16 protein-coding genes and 5 pseudogenes are annotated in these 16,781 nt (G+C 67.8%); 13 read left to right on the plus strand and 8 right to left on the minus strand.

Annotated features, from left to right (window positions below; all coding sequences use genetic code 11):
- Positions 1–46: 46 nt before the first annotated feature.
- The gene (locus EDD27_RS18820; RefSeq protein WP_127933578.1) at positions 47–1,021 is read right to left on the minus strand and encodes a LysR family transcriptional regulator; all 975 of its coding nucleotides are present in this window, start codon (positions 1,019–1,021) and stop codon (positions 47–49) included.
- A gap of 109 nt (positions 1,022–1,130) precedes the next feature.
- On the opposite strand from EDD27_RS18820, the gene EDD27_RS18825 reads away from it, so the two are divergent.
- From EDD27_RS18825 to EDD27_RS58740, 5 genes and pseudogenes are all read left to right on the plus strand, one after another.
- Entirely contained in the window at positions 1,131–1,754 is a 624-nt protein-coding gene (locus EDD27_RS18825) for a LysE family translocator (RefSeq protein ID WP_127933579.1), read from the plus strand.
- 151 nt (positions 1,755–1,905) lie between these two features.
- A complete protein-coding gene (locus tag EDD27_RS18830; RefSeq protein ID WP_127933580.1) occupies positions 1,906–2,451 on the plus strand; it encodes an enolase C-terminal domain-like protein in 546 nt (181 codons plus the stop codon).
- Positions 2,376–2,675 (plus strand): annotated as a pseudogene (locus EDD27_RS58735) (SMP-30/gluconolactonase/LRE family protein); the annotation flags it as partial. The gene EDD27_RS18830 and the pseudogene EDD27_RS58735, both read left to right, overlap by 76 nt.
- A 221-nt stretch (positions 2,676–2,896) precedes the next feature.
- Positions 2,897–3,091 (plus strand): annotated as a pseudogene (locus EDD27_RS18840) (3,4-dihydroxy-2-butanone-4-phosphate synthase); the annotation flags it as partial.
- Between the two features lie 134 nt (positions 3,092–3,225).
- A pseudogene (locus EDD27_RS58740) lies at positions 3,226–3,324 on the plus strand (hypothetical protein); the annotation flags it as partial.
- A 53-nt stretch (positions 3,325–3,377) separates the two neighbouring features.
- Here the strand turns inward: EDD27_RS58740 and EDD27_RS56640 are convergent.
- From EDD27_RS56640 to EDD27_RS18855, 3 genes and pseudogenes are all read right to left on the minus strand, one after another.
- Positions 3,378–3,710: pseudogene (locus tag EDD27_RS56640) on the minus strand (recombinase family protein); the annotation flags it as partial.
- A gap of 52 nt (positions 3,711–3,762) precedes the next feature.
- The gene (locus EDD27_RS18850) at positions 3,763–4,689 is read right to left on the minus strand and encodes a substrate-binding domain-containing protein (protein ID WP_241564119.1); all 927 of its coding nucleotides are present in this window, start codon (positions 4,687–4,689) and stop codon (positions 3,763–3,765) included.
- Between the two features lie 738 nt (positions 4,690–5,427).
- Complete coding sequence (locus EDD27_RS18855) at positions 5,428–5,877, minus strand: ATP-binding protein (protein WP_127933582.1); 450 nt, start codon at positions 5,875–5,877, stop codon at positions 5,428–5,430.
- 428 nt (positions 5,878–6,305) lie between these two features.
- Here EDD27_RS18855 and EDD27_RS18860 point away from each other — a divergent pair, with 428 nt between their 5' ends.
- From EDD27_RS18860 to EDD27_RS18870, 3 genes are read left to right on the plus strand one after another with little or no spacing between them, the layout of a single operon-like run.
- Positions 6,306–7,343 carry an ABC transporter substrate-binding protein gene (locus EDD27_RS18860; protein WP_127933583.1) on the plus strand — a complete coding sequence of 346 codons (1,038 nt, stop codon included), beginning with the start codon at positions 6,306–6,308 and terminating at the stop codon, positions 7,341–7,343.
- Positions 7,340–8,998, plus strand: coding sequence for a sugar ABC transporter ATP-binding protein (locus EDD27_RS18865; protein ID WP_206641503.1), 1,659 nt, complete (start codon positions 7,340–7,342; stop codon positions 8,996–8,998). The genes EDD27_RS18860 and EDD27_RS18865 overlap by 4 nt, the downstream gene beginning before the upstream one ends.
- Positions 8,991–10,079: an ABC transporter permease gene (locus EDD27_RS18870; protein WP_127933584.1), complete on the plus strand. Its 1,089-nt coding sequence runs from the start codon at positions 8,991–8,993 to the stop codon at positions 10,077–10,079. Before EDD27_RS18865 ends, EDD27_RS18870 begins: the two co-directional genes overlap by 8 nt.
- Positions 10,080–10,319: 240 nt before the next feature.
- Here the strand turns inward: EDD27_RS18870 and EDD27_RS18875 are convergent, their stop codons facing one another.
- Together EDD27_RS18875 and EDD27_RS18880 are read right to left on the minus strand one after the other, a co-directional pair.
- On the minus strand, positions 10,320–11,567 hold the full coding sequence (locus EDD27_RS18875; RefSeq protein ID WP_127933585.1) for an esterase/lipase family protein: 1,248 nt from the start codon (positions 11,565–11,567) through the stop codon (positions 10,320–10,322).
- 370 nt (positions 11,568–11,937) lie between these two features.
- Positions 11,938–12,381 carry a hypothetical protein gene (locus EDD27_RS18880; RefSeq protein ID WP_127933586.1) on the minus strand — a complete coding sequence of 148 codons (444 nt, stop codon included), beginning with the start codon at positions 12,379–12,381 and terminating at the stop codon, positions 11,938–11,940.
- A gap of 179 nt (positions 12,382–12,560) precedes the next feature.
- Here EDD27_RS18880 and EDD27_RS58745 point away from each other — a divergent pair.
- Positions 12,561–12,713: pseudogene (locus EDD27_RS58745) on the plus strand (Tn3 family transposase); the annotation flags it as partial.
- A 39-nt stretch (positions 12,714–12,752) separates the two neighbouring features.
- On the opposite strand, the gene EDD27_RS18890 reads toward EDD27_RS58745, so the two are convergent.
- Positions 12,753–13,427: a TetR/AcrR family transcriptional regulator gene (locus EDD27_RS18890; protein ID WP_241564120.1), complete on the minus strand. Its 675-nt coding sequence runs from the start codon at positions 13,425–13,427 to the stop codon at positions 12,753–12,755.
- Positions 13,428–13,531: 104 nt separating this feature from the next.
- Here EDD27_RS18890 and EDD27_RS18895 point away from each other — a divergent pair, with 104 nt between their 5' ends.
- The 4 genes from EDD27_RS18895 to EDD27_RS18910 all read left to right on the plus strand — a co-directional run bounded on the left by EDD27_RS18895 (position 13,532) and on the right by EDD27_RS18910 (position 16,011).
- Positions 13,532–14,452: an NADP-dependent oxidoreductase gene (locus EDD27_RS18895; RefSeq protein ID WP_127933589.1), complete on the plus strand. Its 921-nt coding sequence runs from the start codon at positions 13,532–13,534 to the stop codon at positions 14,450–14,452.
- Positions 14,453–14,487: 35 nt separating this feature from the next.
- Complete coding sequence (locus EDD27_RS18900) at positions 14,488–14,859, plus strand: DoxX family protein (RefSeq protein ID WP_127933590.1); 372 nt, start codon at positions 14,488–14,490, stop codon at positions 14,857–14,859.
- Positions 14,860–14,917: 58 nt separating this feature from the next.
- The gene (locus EDD27_RS18905; protein WP_127933591.1) at positions 14,918–15,592 is read left to right on the plus strand and encodes an SDR family NAD(P)-dependent oxidoreductase; all 675 of its coding nucleotides are present in this window, start codon (positions 14,918–14,920) and stop codon (positions 15,590–15,592) included.
- Positions 15,593–15,783: 191 nt separating this feature from the next.
- Positions 15,784–16,011, plus strand: a complete 228-nt coding sequence (locus tag EDD27_RS18910) for a three-helix bundle dimerization domain-containing protein (RefSeq protein ID WP_127933592.1) — start codon at positions 15,784–15,786, stop codon at positions 16,009–16,011.
- Positions 16,012–16,385: 374 nt separating this feature from the next.
- Here the strand turns inward: EDD27_RS18910 and EDD27_RS55580 are convergent, their stop codons facing one another.
- Positions 16,386–16,658, minus strand: coding sequence for a hypothetical protein (locus EDD27_RS55580; RefSeq protein WP_206641504.1), 273 nt, complete (start codon positions 16,656–16,658; stop codon positions 16,386–16,388).
- Positions 16,659–16,781: the final 123 nt, after the last annotated feature.

Raw genomic sequence — 16,781 nt, forward strand, 5'->3', positions numbered from 1 at the left:
TCGGCCGGTCCGGAGTAGTCGGTGTCGATGCAGAACCGGGGGCTTTTCAGGCTCCGTGGGGTGAGTCCGATGAGCGGTGTTTTTCTTGCAGGGGAGCCTCCCAGGTGGCGGTGATGTCGCGGGCGACATCACGTAGGAGGTCGATGAGCATGTCTGCGAGTGGTGTGAGGCTGGCGTCGGTTTTGGTCACGGCGTAGAGCTGGCGGTAGGACCTGGGGTGGGCCAGTTCGCGATGGGTGGTGCCAGGTGCATGGGTCAGGGCCAGGCGCGAGACCAGGGCCACTGCGATGCCTGTGCCGACGAGGGCCTGGGCGACGTCGTAGGACTCGGTCTCGAACCGTACGGTGGGAGTGAAGCCGGCCTTGCGGGCAGCGTCGTGGAACTGTTCGCGGGCGGCATGGCCGGCCAGGATGGAAACCCACGATTCGTCGCGCAGTTGTTCCAGGTGAAGTTCGGTGTCCGCGGGCTGCCCGGTGGCCAGTGGGTGGTCATAGGGGAGAACCACGACCATCGGGTCCAACAGGAGCGAGTGGGCCCGTAGGTGTGAGGGCGGCGCGAGCGGTGTGCCCCAGGACGCGACGATGGCGAGGTCCAGGCGCCCCGCGCTGATCTCGTCCGCTCCGCGTCCGGACACCACGTCTATGACGGAGACGTCGGCGTCCGGATGGCGGTGCCGCAGGGCCGTCAGGGCGGGTGGCAGCAGGTGCAGGGCGGCCGCCTGGAACGTTCCGATCCGCAGACGGAGCGAGAGGTGGCCGAGCAGTGCGGCCAGTTGCGTCTTGGCCTTGTCTGATGCCTCTTCCACGGTTCGACCATGGGAGGCGAGTAGCGCACCGGCCGCGGTGAGCGTTGCTCCGCGAGGACCCCGGATGACCAGGGGCACCTGCCAGTCGCGCTCGGCCTTGGCCACCTGCTGGGTGACCGCCGCGGGCGTGAGTTGGAGTGCGTGAGCCGCCGCCGTCAGGGAGCCGTGCCGCTCGATCAACGCGAGAAGCCGCAGCTGTCCCGGATCCACCACCATTCACTAATCCTAACGCTGCACCCTTCTCTTTTAACTTCTCTTACGAGTATGGGACAGGAAGACTGGTGGCACACCATCGGCCGCAATCCCCGGAAGGGGTTCTTTCCCCATGCCCACGCATGTGCCCGTTTTCATCGCCACCACCTTGCTGCTGGCGATGCTGCCAGGCGCGAGTCAAGCCCTGATGATCCGGCAGGTTCTGGAAGGCGGGCAACGCACAGTCCGAGGCACGCTCGCGGGCAACGCCACCGGCTTCCTGCTGTGGTCCACGGCCGCCGCGGCCGGGCTGTCCGCCGTCCTGCTGGCCAGCCCCACCGCGTACGCGGTGCTCCGGATCGCAGGCGGCATCGTGCTGATGATCCTCGGGGTGAACACGCTACGGACCGCGCTCACCACCGTCTCCACCCGCCCGCCCCGCGAGGGCGGGCGCCGCACCGGCTTCGCGGGCGGATATCTCACCGGCCTGATCACCAACCTCGGCAACCCCAAGGCGGGCGTGTTCGCCGTCTCGGTGCTGCCCCAGTTCGTGACCGCGGAAGGCCCGGTGTTCCTGTCAACCGTCGCCCTGGGAGCCCTGTGGGCGCTCGTCAGCGCCTCCTGGTACATGCTGCTCACCTGGGCCGTCAGCCGAGGGCGCGCCCTGGTATCGCAGCCGACCGTCCTGCGGGGACTCAGCGTGACCACCGGCGTCGTCCTGCTAGGGCTGGGCGCCGCGGTGGTAGCAGGTGTCTGAGAGTGCGGTTCGTGAATCCACTCTGATCGCCGAGTACGGGAACGGGTTCACCACTCCGGTGGACGGATCCCGCGAAGACAACCCTGAGGCACATTTCTTGGGCAGAGTTCCAACCTTCATTCGCGGATAATCACTCCCGGCCGACCATGGAATGCCACAGGCACTCGGCGTGCCCGTGCACGTCCTGCTCGGCGGGCGGGTCCGCGACCGCGTTGCGTGCTACACGCACGTACGGCCGGCGGGAAGCGGTCCCGCCGAAGTCGCGCGGGCCTGCACGGAGCTGCGCGAGGCGGGATGGCGGGCGTTGCGGCTGACACTCCCCGCGTCCGGAGAGACGTTCGAGCCCCGCGCGGCGGTACGTGCGGGCGTCGAGACATTCGCGGCGGCCAGGGAGGCGGTGGGCGATGACGTCGACCTGATCCTCGACGTCCACACCCGCCTCGATCCGCCCGAGGCCGCCCTGCTCTGCCGCGAGCTGGAGCCGCTGCGCCCGCTGTTCGTCGAGGACCCGCTGCGGTGCGAGAACCTCGACGCCTACCGCAGGCTTCGCGAACGCACGGCCGTGCCGCTGGCGGGTTCAACGACGGCAAGGCCGACCCCTGGGGACGCTTTTGGGCCGGGACCCTGCTCTCCGGCATCCAAGGCGCGGGCGCGCTCTACCGCCTTGACCCCGACGGCACGCTCCGCACCATGGTGACCGGTGTCTCGGTCTCCAATGGCCTCGGCTGGAGCCCCGACGGGCGCACGTTCTACTACGCGGACTCCCCCACGGGCGGCGTGGACGCCTTCGACCACGACCCGGAGACGGGCGCCCTCGGCAACCGGTGCCGCCTGATCGACATCGTGCGCGGAGGTCCCGACGGGCTGACGGTCGATGCGGAGGGATGTCTCTGGGCGGCGCTGTGGGAGGGATGGGCGGTGCAGCGGTTCTCGCCGGAGGGCCGGCTCGTCACGACCGTCGAAATCCCCGCACGCAAGGTGGACCGCCGCGCTGAGGGCGGACACTACCTCGGCAGCCAAACTCCCGAAGAGTTCCCTTGGCTTGCCGGACAGGGACACCGCCCCGTCACCCGATGGATGTTCGGGCACGGGCCCATCCCTGGACCGGGTGATCGGCATGGCACCCGGCCGCACGTCCCGGAGGTCTCGCGGAGCGTGGCGGTCACACCGAGGCCACCGTCGCCCTGTGTGCGGCGGCCGGGCTACCGCCCGTCGGAGTGTGCTGCGAGATCACGAACCCCGCCGGCACCATGGCGACGTCCGCGGACGTGGAGATCGCCGCGCTGCGCTGGGGCCTGCCCCTGCTCGACGTGCACGACCTCAGGAAGCACCTGTGACCACGGCGGGTCGCGACCTCTACGACGACTCCCGCTTCTTCGACGACTACCGCCTGCTCAGGGATCGCGGCGACGGGATCAACGACACCATCTAGATCGATCTCGGCTGCGGAGCCGGCGCGCTCGCCTGCCGGCTGGCCGACTCGGGAGCGGCGCAGGTCTTGGCGGTGGACTCCTCCCAGCGGATGCTGGCGCTGGCCACTCCGCATCCGAAGGTTCGCTACTTGCGCGCCGACCTCGACGAACTCACACTCCCCGCCCGTTCGGCCGACCTGGTCGTCAGCAGGTCGGCCAGCAGCCGGCGAACCTTCGGACGGGCACCGTTCATCCCCGAGGCGATCTCGGATTCGACCCGTACCACCGGATGCCCGGCCTGTGCCGCCCACGCCGACAGCGGAGCCACCTGCCGCTCCAAATCGGTCTTCTGGTCATGGGAGGAGACGCGGGCATACAGTCCTACACCGCCCCCTATGCCCGGATCGGCGTTGGCCTCGACGTTCACCAGAATCGTGCGAGGCCCGACCCGCTCGGCGGGAACCGGAAGCGTGCCGTTACGGAACCAGCGGTAGGCAGTGTGGGGACTGATCCCCTGTGCCCGCGCCCACTCCGTAAGATTCACACCGGCACCATTGCACACTCATGCACACTCAAATGTCAGCAGCCTCCGACCCCTAGAAAGTCCAGAACTCATCTGCGTTGTCCTTGATCGCCAGCTTGATGGGAACCGCCACCGACTTCGCGACGACCTGCCCCTTGGCTGCCTTGATGGCGTCTTTCACCGCTCGCGAGCCGATCAGCCTCGGCTGCTGGGCGACCGTGGCGGCCATCGTGCCTGCCCGCACGGCCTTGATCCCGTCCGGCGTGCCGTCGAAGCCCACCACCTTGACCTGCCGCCCTGCTCTGCTCCCCAGCGCCTGGATCGCGCCCAGCGCCATTTCGTCGTTGCTCGCGAACACCCCCGTGATGTCGGGGTGACGCTGGATCAGGTTCGTCATGACGTCCTGGCCCCTGGCCCTGTTGAAGTCGGCCGACCGCCTGGCGATGACCTTGATTTTCGGGTACGCGGCAATTCCCTTGGTGAAACCCCGGTCACGGTCGCGGGAGGCGGAAGTGCCGACCGCGCCTTGGAGCACGACCACGTTGCCCGCACCGCTGAGCTGCTTGGCCAGCTCCTGCGCACCCAGCTTTCCTCCGGCAACATTGTCGGAGGTCACGGTTTGCGCCAGCTCGGCGCCGTTGACACTGCGGTCGGCCGCGATCACGGGGATGCCGGCTTGATTGGCCGCCCTGACTGCCGGCGCAACCGCGTCGGAGTCGACCGGATTGAGGATGATCGCCTTTACGCGTTGTTTGGTGAAGTTTTGGATCTGACGGGCCTGCCGGGAGCTTTCGTTGCGGGCGTCGGTGACCGTCAGCTTCACCCCCGAATGCAGCGCCGCAGCCTCCGCTCCGTCGCGAAACTGGACAAAATAGGGATTGCTCAGCGTCGACACCGACATGCCAATGGTGAGGTCTCCCGAGACCTTGCCTGCGACGGGCGAGCCGCAAGCAGCCAGGCCGAACGCGCCACCGAACGCGAGAATCGCGAAAACTCGCATGATCTTTCTTCTTACTGGTCGTAGCCTGCGCCGTCGGGTGCCGATGAGGACCGCGAGCGCGGTCACCACCATGCGCGGCCTGTTGCCGAAATACCGAGATCGGCAGCAAGTTCAGGCCTGTCGAAACAATGCGGTCAGGATGGCGCGCCGATGAATGTGCCAGGCGCCGGGTCCTTCCCGCCGGGCAGGTCGCGTATCCGATCACGAGGGCCGCGGTCACGCCGGCTCGTGGCCGGCTGTCTACTGCTCCGCCGAAACCGGGCGGCTGGCCGACCCTTTCCGGCCACCACCGCGAAACTGCTGGATAGAGTGTATGTGATAACCGTCACGTTTCGGACACGCTATCGGAGCGTTGACCACGGCAGTGCAATGATCGCGCGGCAGACGAGTGCGAGTGGCGGCGCAAGCGCGGGCGCGCGAGAGCAGGACGTGCAGTCCCGAGCTGTCGCAGAACGCCGGCTCGGCCAGGTCGAAGCGACGTGATCGCCGCCGCGATGGACGCGGTCGAGGTAGCGGGCCAGCTGGGCGCTGTTGGTGCGATCCAGCTCGCCGGCGATGGCGACCAGCGTCATGCCCGGAAGATGCTGATGAGTCAGCATCAGCTGCGGAGCCGTCGGCCTCGCCGGGCCCGGCGAGGGCTGCGGTTGCCAGCGGGCGCCCATGCGCCCAACGCTAGGCCTTCAGTGCCGATGCCGTTACCCTCTGCCATAGCAGCAGATGCCAGGCAGCCCGGAGTGGTCAGCCGGCTTGCCACGGTGCGCTCTCACGGCTGAGGCGCCCCTCCAGCGGGATGATGGGGGCGGACCGGCCGTGCATATGCAGGCCGAGCAGCGGGCCCAGGTCGGTCTGTTCCAGAGTCACCTCGTCGCACAGGTGCTGGATCACCCACAGGCCGAACCCGTGACTGCCGGTGGGGTCCACCGTGGCCGCGGCCAGGTCCTCAGGCGTCAGCCGGCCGCCGATGTCGAGGACCTCCACGGTGATGCCGTGCTCGTGGCCGCGGCCGGTGACCAGGCCCGCTTGGCCGCCATGGTCGAGCACGTTGGTAACCGCCTCGTTGACCGCTACCACCAGGTCCTCCAGCCGCTCGCCGGTAAATCCGTGATAGCGAGCGTGGATGCGTACCAGGTCGCGGATGTAGCCCAGGTCGGGGCTGATGGAGCAACGCAGCTCGAACTCCGCAGTCATGGTCGTCGAGCCTGCGCGGGGGCCGGGGATCGGGAAGAGGGTACGCGGGCTCCTTCGAGGAGTTTCCGGCTGACCGATCGTTAAACGCGCCCTGAGGTCGGACCAGCGGAGATCGAAGCCATGACATTGCCTCGTACCAGGCGTAGCGGCTCCCGGCGAGCGGCCCAGCGACCTGCGCCGAGGAGGTCCAGCGCGCCCTCATTCGCCTGGCGCAGACCCATGGGCGGTCGCTGCGAGTAATAACTTCTTTTCTCTTTACTAGTTTCCACTGAGACACTTCCCGGGCTTTGCTGGAAACGAGGTCCTTGTTGAATGAAAGTTCTTCACGGGGGCGCCTCGCCGCTGTTGGCGCTCGTCCCGTACCGAGGCTCACGACCGAGTGGGAAAGAGACCCGAGGCGCCCCTGAAAGCGTTTTCAGGAGGCCGTCATGGCTCGCTCGCGTATCGTCTTCTCGCTATCACTCGTCGCGGCCATCGCGTTGGTGGCGCTGGTGATCGGAGTGGTGGGAGGCCGGGCGACGAGTTCGGGCGGCCAGGCAACGGGCGGAGGCTCGGGCGGGGCGGCGAGCGGCAAGAAGATCGACGTCATCATCAAAGCGAGTGACTCCTCATTTTGGCAGACCATGATTGCCGGGGCAAAGCAGGCGGGTGGAGACTTCGGTATCAAGGTGAGCACCTTCGGCCCCACGTCCGAGACAAACATCGACGAACAGGTGCAACTCGTAGAAAACGCCATCTCCCGGGGTGTTGACGGGCTTGTTATCGCGCCCAACTCCTCCAGCGCCCTGAACTCGGCGATCGACCGGGCGCGCAAGGCGGGCCTGAAGGTCATCACCGTGGACAGCCGCGTGACCACCGCCTCGGAGGGCTTCATCGGCACCGACAACCTCAAGGCCGGAATGCAGGCCGGCAAGCGCATGTGCGAGCTGCTCAAGGCGCAGAACAAGACGAGCGGCGGCGTCATGATCGAATCCTCCGTGGCCGGCATCCAGTCACTGGTCGACCGGGACGCCGGCTTCAAGCAGGGCCTCGCGCTCAATTGCCCGCAGGTCAAGGCGGTGCTGCAGCGCTACAACAACAACGACATCAACACCGCGGCGTCGCAGGTCAACGATGCGCTGACCGCCAACCCAGACCTGGCGGGGGTGTTCGCGGACAACAACACCTCGGGAGTCGGCGCGGCGCGGGCGATCCAGGACAACAAGGCGGCTGACACAGTCCCGGTTGTGGCGTTCGATTCCGACCCGCAGGAGAACGCCGCGCTGGCCGCAGGCACCATCGACGCGCTGGTGGTGCAGAACCCTTACTTCTTCGGTTACCAAGGCGTTCTGGCGGCCGGAATGGCCACGGTCGATCGCATCCCACCGCGTGACATCGACCCCGGCGCCGTCGTGGCGGACAAGAAGAACATGAATGAGCCCGACGTGAAGCAGCTGCTCAACCCGCCGACGATGAAGGCAGAATGATGATCAAGCCTGTTGTCGAGCTCCGCGATGTCTCCAAGGCCTTCGGCCCTGTCCAGGCGCTCAGCAATGTCTCACTCCGTCTCGTACCCGGCCAGGTGAATTGCCTCGCCGGGGAGAACGGTGCAGGGAAGTCGACCCTGATCCGAGTGCTGACGGGCGCGCTGCGCCGAGACAGCGGCACCTACGAGATCGATGGCCAACCGATCACCACGCCGACCCCCGCGCATATGCGCGCGGCCGGCGTTCAGGCCGTCTACCAGGAGCTCAGCCTTCTCCCGCACCTCTCGGTCGCAGAAAACCTGTTCATGGGGCGCCTTCCCGCGCGTAATGGGATCATCGCCAAGGGCCGACTACGGGCCCATGCCAGAAAGGCCCTCGACGAGGTCGGTCTGACGGACGTCAGCCCGAACGCGATCGTGGAACGGCTCCCGGCGGCCACGCGCCAGCTTGTTGAGATCGCCAAGGTGCTGACCGCTGACCCCGTCAAGGTCATCGTGTTCGACGAGCCGACCACAGCGCTCACCGAGGCAGAGTCGGAGCGACTTCTGGAGCACATCGGGCGGCTGCGCGAGCGCAATATAGCGATGCTCTACGTGACCCACCGGCTTGAGGAGATGTTCGAGATCGGCGACTGGGTGACCGTCCTGCGGGACGGGGGCCTGTCGGAAGAAGGGCCGATCAGCAACTATGACGAAGATCGCCTGATCACCGCGATGGTCGGTCGGGAGATCAGCTCACTCTACCCGGAGACCCACCGGCAGGCCGGAACGCCCGCGCTGCGGGTCCGGGGACTGCGCCGCTTCGAGAACTCGCCGGCCATCGACCTCCACGTAAGATCGGGAGAGATCCTCGGCATCGGAGGGCTGCTGGGGTCGGGGCGGAGCGGGTTGCTGCTGTCGATCTTCGGTGCATCCCCTGCCGTGGCCGGTGAGGTGGAGATCGAGGGCAAGCGCGTGAAACCGTCCGGACCGCGCACGATGATGAACGCCGGGGTAGGACTGCTCACCGAGGACCGCAAGGTGCTGGGGCTGCTGCCGGAGCTCTCGATCCGGGAGAACGTCACCATCGCCAGCCTGCGCACCGGCTCCCGGCGTGGTCTCCTGCCCGGTCGCGAGCAGGTCGAGGAGGCGGACAGGCTGCTCGACAGCCTGCGGCTGCGGGCCGGATCCTACGCCCAGCCGGTGTCGACACTGTCCGGCGGTAACCAGCAGAAAGTACTGCTCGCCCGATGGCTGCTCACCAAGCCGAAAGTACTGATGTTCGACGAGCCCACAAAGGGCATCGATGTCGGGGCCAAGGGCGAGCTCTACACGATCATCGGAGACCTGGCCGCGAAGGGGTTGGGGATCATCGTGGTCTCCTCGTATCTGCCGGAGCTACTGGGGCTCGCAGATCGCATCCTCGTGCTGCGCGACGGGGCGGTCGCGGGCGAGCTTCCGGGATCCGCCACCGAAGAGGACGTGCTCCACCTGGCAAGCGGTACCGGAGGCGCGGAGACCTCCGCGGCACCAGAAGAGCCGCCGTCTCCGGGCGAGACTCCATCCGTCCCGGGCGAGATCCCAGCACCTCGGAGCGGGACTTCACCGGCCTCGGACACGGGAGTCTCGACGCCACCGACCCCAGACGACCCAGGAGAGGTGAGCCGAGATGCCTAAGCTGATCTGGCGTGAGCCAATCGAGACCACGACGATCGTCAACAGGCCAGCCGGCGGTGCGGAAGCGGGACTGAAAACGGTGCCGACGCCCGGGGAGACGCCCCAGCTGAAGACCGAGGCCAGGCGACGGGTCCTCACGCTGGGGGACATCGCGGGACGAGAGAGCGGCGGCCTCGTCGTACTGCTCGTGGCAGTCGGCGCCCTCACCCTCGCCAGCGACGAGTTCCTCACCGCCAACAACCTGGCCAACCTCGCCCGGCAGGTCGCGATCTTCGGGATCATCGCGGTCGGCCAGCTCTTGGTCATCCTGACCGCCGGAATCGACCTGTCGGTCGGGTCGGTCCTCGGTTTGTCAGGTGCTTCCACCGCACAGCTCCTGGTCGCCGGCATGCCGATCTTGCCGTCGATCCTGCTCGGGGTGGGGATCGGCACCGGACTCGGGATCGTCAACGGCCTGCTGGTTACCCGAGCCCTGCTGCCACCGTTCATCGCGACCCTGGGCATGCTCGGCATCGCCCGCGGAATGGTCCTGCTCAGTACCGACGCCCAAACCATCCAGGGCGTGCCGGAGGCATTCCAGATCATTGCCAACGGCACGATCCTGGGCATCCCCAACCTTCTCATCATCGCCGTCGCGGTCACCGCCGTGATGTGGTTCGCGCTCACCCGGACGGTCTTCGGCCGCTACATCTACGCTGTCGGCTCGAACCCCGAGTCGGCCCGCCTCGCGGGCGTCCCCGTCCGCCTGGTGACGATCTCGGTTTACATGATCTCGGGCACGCTCGCCGGCCTCGGCGGGGTGCTGCTCGCCTCCCGGCTGGGAGCGGGCATCCCCACCGCCGGCACGGGCTTCGAGCTCAGCGCGATCGCTGCCTGTGTCATCGGTGGCGCGAGCCTCTTCGGAGCGAAGGGAAGCGCGATCGGCGCCTTCACCGGAGCGCTGATCATGGGCGTACTCAACAACGGTGGCAACCTCCTGGCGATCAACGCCTTCTACCTCCAGATCGCCATCGGTGTGCTCATCCTCGTCGCGGTCGGGTTCGATCAGCTGAACGCCAGGCGGTCGGCCGCCAGCGGTTGACAACAGATTTCGCCCGTCCACCGCCATGCCCGTCTGCTCGGAATCGTCTACGGCGATCTTCATGCCGTCCCCATCGTCCTCCAGCCTGGCGAGGCCGTAGGCCGCGGGCAGGACCCCCGATCGAGTCATGCCCATGAGCCGCCGACCAGCAGATCGGCCCGCCGGCCGCCGGCGCAGCACCTCCGCCGGACGGCCCTGTACGCAGACCTTGCTAACAAGGGAGAATCACCTACGAACCGCTCAGCCGAGCCAGGCGGCGATCTGGGTCATGGCGGTCGCGGACCAGCCGAGCTTGAGGTGGTTGAGTGGGAGCGTAGCGGTCGCGGCCCGGTTCTCGATGCCGTCTCCCGCGGTGCAGCTCGCCACGAAAACGGCGCCGTCGGACGGTCCGGTGTGCTCGTTGTGCAGCAGCGCCATGTCCGGCATGTTGCCGCACAGTTGGTAGACCGGCACGCTCGAGGGAGTGCCCGCGTCGATGAGGGGCCGCACCAGCGAGCCCCTGTCGATGGCCCACTGGATCCCGCGGCCAACGGTGTAGAAGCCGGTGCCGCCGTAATAGGTGGTGTACCAGTCCTGCTCGGTGGTGGGCAGCGGGTAGACGTCGTCCCAGCGATAGAGCATGTCGTCAGAGCCCGGGTAGGCATCGCCCTCGTAGCTCAGCTCGGGATGGTTGCGCCATAGGCCGTAACAGACCATCTGGGTGTGGGGCGCGGGCGCGTTCAACGAGCCCCCACATTCCGGAAATATTGCGAAATCGTGGGTCCAGCCGTGCCGGTAACCCCAGTCGAAGCCTTTGTTCGGCCCGCCGACCAGGATCAGCTTCCTGACACCGCCCGCGTAGGCCGTGCCCCAAGGTTTGCGCAGCGACGAGACGTACATGCGGGCGTTGAACGCGCCCTTCGACCAGCCGATCACGTCCACCTGCGCCGCACCGGTCTTCGCCCTGATCCTGGCGACGGCGTCGTGGATCTGCTCCGCCCAGTAGTGGCCGTCCCCTGTGACGTGCGGGAAGCCGATCGCGAACACCTTGTAGCCCTGCCCGGTGAGGTGCTGCATGAGTCCCGTGGTGGGGCAGCTGGCCTGGCCGCAGCCGTACGAGCCTCTGGCATTGGGGTTGGCCCAGGCCAGATCGGCGTTCTGATTGGCGCCGTGCACCAGCAGCACGGGGGTGCTCTTGGCGCCTGTCTGCCAGCCCGGCGCGTGGTACAGCAGGAACCGCGAGGAGTGTGGCCGTGCAATGTCACCGAACAGGCGCCTGGTCTGCCCCGTCTGATCGCCACGCCCGTCGGGCGGGTAGGTCTCGGCCTGGAACCCGGTGGAGTTGTCCTTGTAGCGCTCGACGAGCACCCAGCCGTTCTCCAGGCCCGAGGTGTAAGCGGCCTCCAGCGTCACCGACGCCGTCGCGGTCGCGGCGGCGGGTGTCGTGAACAGCGCTCCGGCCGCTAACGCCAGGGCCGCGGCCACTCGTCTCCACGAACGTCGTCCCATCAGTCCTCCCACGAAGCTGCGATGAGTCAAGTTCGCCCGATCCGGAGGTGCGGGTCAATGTGAGCCGCCTCCATAGCCCCGTGTCGGTCCACACCTCGAAACCAGAGCGACAGAAGGGAGCGGGGCAGACAGCCTTAAGAGGCGTTTGGCCGCGGTCCACATACGGAACGGCATCGTGCTGACCGTGGCGCTGACTGGGATGGCCGCCGGGCCGGATCCGTCGTCTACCCCCCTGCAGCGCACAGAGGGCTCGCCATGAGGCGTCCGCGCACCTTGACCTGCGGTGCCTCAAGTGGGATGAGACATGTCGGGACGACACCGTCTCACTGATCACGAGGCAAATCCCCCGTTTCGTTCGCCGACAAGCCGGTCATCGGCCGACATACTCGCTGAACCACTGCTGCGCGTCCTGCAAGCTGCCGACCCACCTCCACCGACAACCGCCGGAGAAGACGTGGGCAGCGATGATGTCCGCCGCGCTCCCGCCATTGATAATGAAGTACTTGGGACCGCGCGGCTCCGGGCCGGAACTGCGCATCGTCAGCTTCGGCCCCTCCTTTGCCTGGCGTGACAACTCCGGTGTCATGCGGCAGGGATCAGGCGGAGTGGAAATGGTCGTGTACACCCCGGGTCGCAATTGGCCGGGTACGTAGCGGCCGTCAGTGACGGCGGGACCTTCGGCGCGCGCGGCAAGGTCTCGGGGAAGCCGGGGGAAAAGGTCATGCCACGTCGGTGCGACCGCCTGCGCGGGGCCGACCGCCTGCGCGGGGCCGACCGCCTGCGCGGGGCCGAGGCCGAGGAGTAGCAGCGCCAACACACCGCCTGCGGCAGCGGATCTGAGCGATTGGGGCGTCCTCGTGTGTGTCATCTGCACTGGAGTGATCCTGCCTCAGATCGGTGAGACGCATATCCAGATACCTCGCATCGCTGGGACTGCCTCACCTCCAACGAGACGGGACAGGCGCAGCCCGGCTCATCGGCAAACGCCGGACGATGGAGTGGTACATCCGGGAGGAGACGCTGCGCGAGGCCAACACCGCCATCGTCAACCACCACTACGGCCTGGAGCTGGCCAAGGTGTTCGGCGGCGGCACCATGTCCAGCTCGGACGGCCAGCGCTTCCCCGTACGCGGTAAGAGCGTCGGCGCCCGCACCTTGTGTAAGGGCCGTTCGGTCACTCGTCCCTTACCCGCCGCGTTGCTGATGCGTCGTGCGCATCATGGCCCGATACATCTGCCGGGATGTGGGCGGATCGGGCAGGGACTGTGCGGCCGGGGCGGCGCAGGCTTGCAGGAGATAGCCGACGAGCCGACGCCAGGTTTCCGGGGCGGCGTCGGCGGTGGCGGCCAGGACGCCGGCGTTGGCCATGAGGAACATGGGCATGTCCACCGCGACGAAGTCCGCCCGTAGTTTCCCGGCGGCTTTGGCGCGATCGACCAGTGCGATGAAGTCGGCGTAGGCCCGCTCGCGGTCGGCTTCGAACCGTTTGGCGGTCGGGAAGGTCATGGTCAGCACCGTGGTGAAGCCGCGGTCACCGGCCTGCATCGCGCAGATCCGTTCGACGAAGTCACAGAATCCGTGCCACGGGTCGGGGTCGGCCAGCGCCTGCCGCGCGGCGTCGGCGTACGCGGTCATCTTGGCCTCGAACGCGGCGGCGATGAGCTCGGCGCGGGTCGGATACCGCCGGTAGAGGGTGCCGACGCCGACGCCGGCACGGCGGGCGATCTCCTCCATCGGCACGTCAAGGCCAAGTTCGGCGAAGGCCTGCCGGGCGGCGGTGACGATGCGTTGCCGGTTGCGTTCAGCGTCGACGCGCAGTCCTGGGCCGTCGGAGGCTGGGGATGAGGCCGGCGGTGTCATGTGCATCAGCCTAGCTTGAAGTGGAGAATGCCGTCCACTTGTGTGCTACGCTCGCGGCCATCAAGTGGAGACCAGCTTCCACTTCTTGATCCGGAGGTCCGCAAATGCGCGCAGTCGTCCTTGCTGAACAGGGCGGGAGCCCGACGCTGACCGAACTGCCCACACCTGAGGCCGGTGCGGGCGAGGTGCTGGTTCGGGTGCAGGCGTCGTCGCTGAACGGGTTCGACGTGTCGGTCGTCGCCGGCCGCCTGGCCGGCATGATGGAGCACCGTTTCCCGGTGGTGCTGGGCATGGACTTCGCCGGTACGGTCGCCGCCGTCGGTGAGAGTGCGACCCGGTTCGCCGTCGGTGACCCGGTGTTCGGCGTGATGGCCAAGGAGTTCCTCGGCGACGGCGGGTTCGGTGAGTATGTGGTGGTCGGCGAGCAGCACGGCGTCACCGTCCGGCCCGACGACGTCGACGTGGCGGCCGCGGGCGCGCTCGGCGTGGCCGGCACCGCCGCTGTCGACGCCCTTGATGCGGTCGCCCCGCAGGCCGGCGAGACGGTCCTGATCAGTGGCGCGACCGGTGGGGTTGGTGCGATCGCGATCCAGTACGCCACCGCGGCCGGCGCCAAGGTGATCGCCACCGCCCGGCCCGGGGCCGAGACGGACTTCGTCCGCGGGCTCGGCGCCACCGACGTGGTGGATCACACCGGTGACCTGGCCGCCCAGGTCCGCGCGATCAGCCCCGCCGGGGTCGACGCGGTCCTGCACCTGGCCGGTGACACCGGCGTCCTGACCGGTCTGCTCACCGACAAGGGCCGGCTGGCCGGCACCCGGGGACTGGGACCGGACCAGCACCCGGCGGCCGTCGCGATCATGGCCAGCCCGACCGTCGCCACCCTCGACCGGCTCGCTACCGACGTCGCGGCCGGCCGGATCACGGTGCCGGTCACGCGTACCTATGCCCTGGCCGAGGTGCCCGCCGCTTTCGCCGACTTCGCCGCCGGCACCATCGGCAAACTCGCCGTCACCGTCGCCTGATCCCGCCCCCACCCCCGGAAGAGACGTCTCGCTACATGAACATGTTCCTGTGGATCGTCCAGGCGATCCTCGCCGCGATGTTCGCCACCGCCGGGCTGATGAAGGCCACCCAGCCCAAGGAGAAGCTCGCCCCGAGACTGCCGTGGGTTGAGGACTTCTCCGCGCCCACAGTGCGGTTCATCGGCGTCGTGGAACTGCTCGGCGCGATCGGGCTGATCCTGCCCGCCGCGACCGGTATCGCGCCGGCCCTCACCCCCACCGCCGCGACCGGGCTGGCGATCACCATGGTTCTCGCCGCCGCCACCCATATCCGCCGCAAGGAGCCGTCCGGGGTCGCGTTCAACGCCGTCCTGTTCGCCCTCGCCGTGTTCGTTGCCTGGGGCCGGTTCGGCCCGTACGCCTTCTGACCGGTCAACCCTGACCCGTCTGGCCCGGTCCGACACCTCGCATCCACCAGGAGATCACATGCCCACCATCGTCATTGTCGGCGCCGGCCCCGGCCTCGGCCTGTCCATCGGCAAAGTCTTCGGCCGCAACGGCTTCACCGTCGCGCTCATCGCCCGGGATCAGGCCAAGCTGGACGCTCTGGCCGCGCAACTGCGCGAGCACGACATCGACGCGGCCGGCTTCGCCGCCGACATCATGGACCGGCCGTCCCTGGTGGACGCCTTCGACCGTATCAAGCAGCGCTACGGTGCCATCGACGTACTGGAGTACTCTCCGGCACCGCACAACCCGGTCCCCGGCATCACCATGACGGGACCGCTGGAGGCCAGCGTAGACAATCTCCAGCCCCAGATCGACTTCTACCTGCACGGTGCGGTCACCGCCACCCAGCAGGTGCTCACCGCCATGCTCGACCGTGGCGCGGGCACGCTGCTGTACACCACCGGCGCATCCTCGGTGCACCCGAACCCGATGATGGGCAACGTGGGCCCGGCCGCCGCCGCACTGCGCAACTGGGTCCTCAGCCTCCACCAAGCCCTTGCCGGCACCGGCGTCTACGCCGCCCACGTACCGCTCAACGTCTGGATCGGCACCGGCGGGCCGGACACCGAGCCCGCCACCATCGCCGAGCTGTACTGGACGCTGCACGCCAAACGCGGCGACGCCGAACATCTCTACACCACACCCGCATGAGGGCAAATCCGTTTACGACCAAGGTCGGTCAAGCCATGCCGCACGTACGGTCAAACGCCTGTACTTCGATGCTCCGCCGAGCAGGATCAGGCCCACGGAAGATGACCCAAACCGCCCCGTCCGGCTTCCGAAAGCAACCCTGATGTCCGAAAGTAGAAGAGAATGGCGCTGTGCGATCGAAGGGATAGGGCATGGCGGATCAAGCGTGGCGCGTCTTCGAGGAGCAGGCGCGTGCCCAGATCACGGATCAGCTCACGAACGCGTTCGCCGACGATTGCAAACCCGAACAGGTCATCGAGGTGATCGATCGTGCCTGGCAACAGTTCGACCGGGCGCCCATCAGGGATTTCGTCCCCCTGTTCGCCGCCAGAATCGCCCGGGAAGAACTCCGCCGCCTAAGTGCGGCACAGCAAGGATGATCTTTTCTGCAAGCTACCGCGGGCGGAACAGTACCCACGACAGGGCGGCCGGCGCAGCGGCCCTGGTTCGGGGTACGGGCGTTACCTCCCTCTCGCTCGCGGTGGGCGCGCATCACCCCCGAGCAGGCGGCCTACCGGCCTACGGCGGCAACCGTCGCGTCAAGGGACTGCGACGGGAGGAGGTCGCTGCGGCCACAACACCGGCCGAGCGGCGGGAAGCCGTCGATGGATCATGCCGCCGCCCTACCCCGTCCCCGGCATGTGACACGATCTCAACGAGAGCACACGATGCTCGCGCGGTGGCAGTTCAGGTTCGCCGCCTGAGCTGATCCAGCCTGCGCACGGCATCGCCAAAGACAAGGTTCAGGACGGCCTCACTGCGCTGATCGTCCGCGCCTGCGGCGATGATCGCCGGCACCGCCGGATAGCCGCGCAGGCCGACCTCGGTCGGCCGTCCCGCAGAGATGATCGTGTAGACCTCGCGGATCGGGGAAGGTGTGGACGGCCCTGACCTGTTCGGCGAGTTCGTCGGCGGCCGCGCCCGCCAGGAGGGCGCCGAGCACGCCCTCGTTGCGCACCGCCAGCTCGATCCCGTCAAGATAGGTCTCGTCGTTCGGCCATTGGTGTGCCACACCAGGCGAGCTCATGGCCGATCGCTCGTATGGGGGAAGCGGCTCAACGCGCAAACGCATGACGCCCGGATGCCTGCTCCACGGGCGTGCGACGTGCTCGGTCAGGTACCGATGGAACGCCTCGCTGTGTTTACCTGA

The sequence above is a fragment of the Nonomuraea polychroma genome, from assembly GCF_004011505.1.
Taxonomy (GTDB): domain Bacteria; phylum Actinomycetota; class Actinomycetes; order Streptosporangiales; family Streptosporangiaceae; genus Nonomuraea; species Nonomuraea polychroma.

What these genes read in the sequence shown, in the direction of transcription:
- EDD27_RS18820 (WP_127933578.1), bottom strand. Translation starts at nt 1,021, where the DNA reads ATGGTGGTGGATCCGGGACAGCTGCGGCTTCTCGCGTTGATCGAGCGG.
- EDD27_RS18825 (WP_127933579.1), top strand. Translation starts at nt 1,131, where the DNA reads ATGCCCACGCATGTGCCCGTTTTCATCGCCACCACCTTGCTGCTGGCG.
- EDD27_RS18830 (WP_127933580.1), top strand. Translation starts at nt 1,906, where the DNA reads ATGCCACAGGCACTCGGCGTGCCCGTGCACGTCCTGCTCGGCGGGCGG.
- EDD27_RS18850 (WP_241564119.1), bottom strand. Translation starts at nt 4,689, where the DNA reads ATGCGAGTTTTCGCGATTCTCGCGTTCGGTGGCGCGTTCGGCCTGGCT.
- EDD27_RS18855 (WP_127933582.1), bottom strand. Translation starts at nt 5,877, where the DNA reads ATGACTGCGGAGTTCGAGCTGCGTTGCTCCATCAGCCCCGACCTGGGC.
- EDD27_RS18860 (WP_127933583.1), top strand. Translation starts at nt 6,306, where the DNA reads ATGGCTCGCTCGCGTATCGTCTTCTCGCTATCACTCGTCGCGGCCATC.
- EDD27_RS18865 (WP_206641503.1), top strand. Translation starts at nt 7,340, where the DNA reads ATGATGATCAAGCCTGTTGTCGAGCTCCGCGATGTCTCCAAGGCCTTC.
- EDD27_RS18870 (WP_127933584.1), top strand. Translation starts at nt 8,991, where the DNA reads ATGCCTAAGCTGATCTGGCGTGAGCCAATCGAGACCACGACGATCGTC.
- EDD27_RS18875 (WP_127933585.1), bottom strand. Translation starts at nt 11,567, where the DNA reads ATGGGACGACGTTCGTGGAGACGAGTGGCCGCGGCCCTGGCGTTAGCG.
- EDD27_RS18890 (WP_241564120.1), bottom strand. Translation starts at nt 13,427, where the DNA reads ATGACACCGCCGGCCTCATCCCCAGCCTCCGACGGCCCAGGACTGCGC.
- EDD27_RS18895 (WP_127933589.1), top strand. Translation starts at nt 13,532, where the DNA reads ATGCGCGCAGTCGTCCTTGCTGAACAGGGCGGGAGCCCGACGCTGACC.
- EDD27_RS18900 (WP_127933590.1), top strand. Translation starts at nt 14,488, where the DNA reads ATGAACATGTTCCTGTGGATCGTCCAGGCGATCCTCGCCGCGATGTTC.
- EDD27_RS18905 (WP_127933591.1), top strand. Translation starts at nt 14,918, where the DNA reads ATGCCCACCATCGTCATTGTCGGCGCCGGCCCCGGCCTCGGCCTGTCC.
- EDD27_RS18910 (WP_127933592.1), top strand. Translation starts at nt 15,784, where the DNA reads ATGGCGGATCAAGCGTGGCGCGTCTTCGAGGAGCAGGCGCGTGCCCAG.
- EDD27_RS55580 (WP_206641504.1), bottom strand. Translation starts at nt 16,658, where the DNA reads ATGAGCTCGCCTGGTGTGGCACACCAATGGCCGAACGACGAGACCTAT.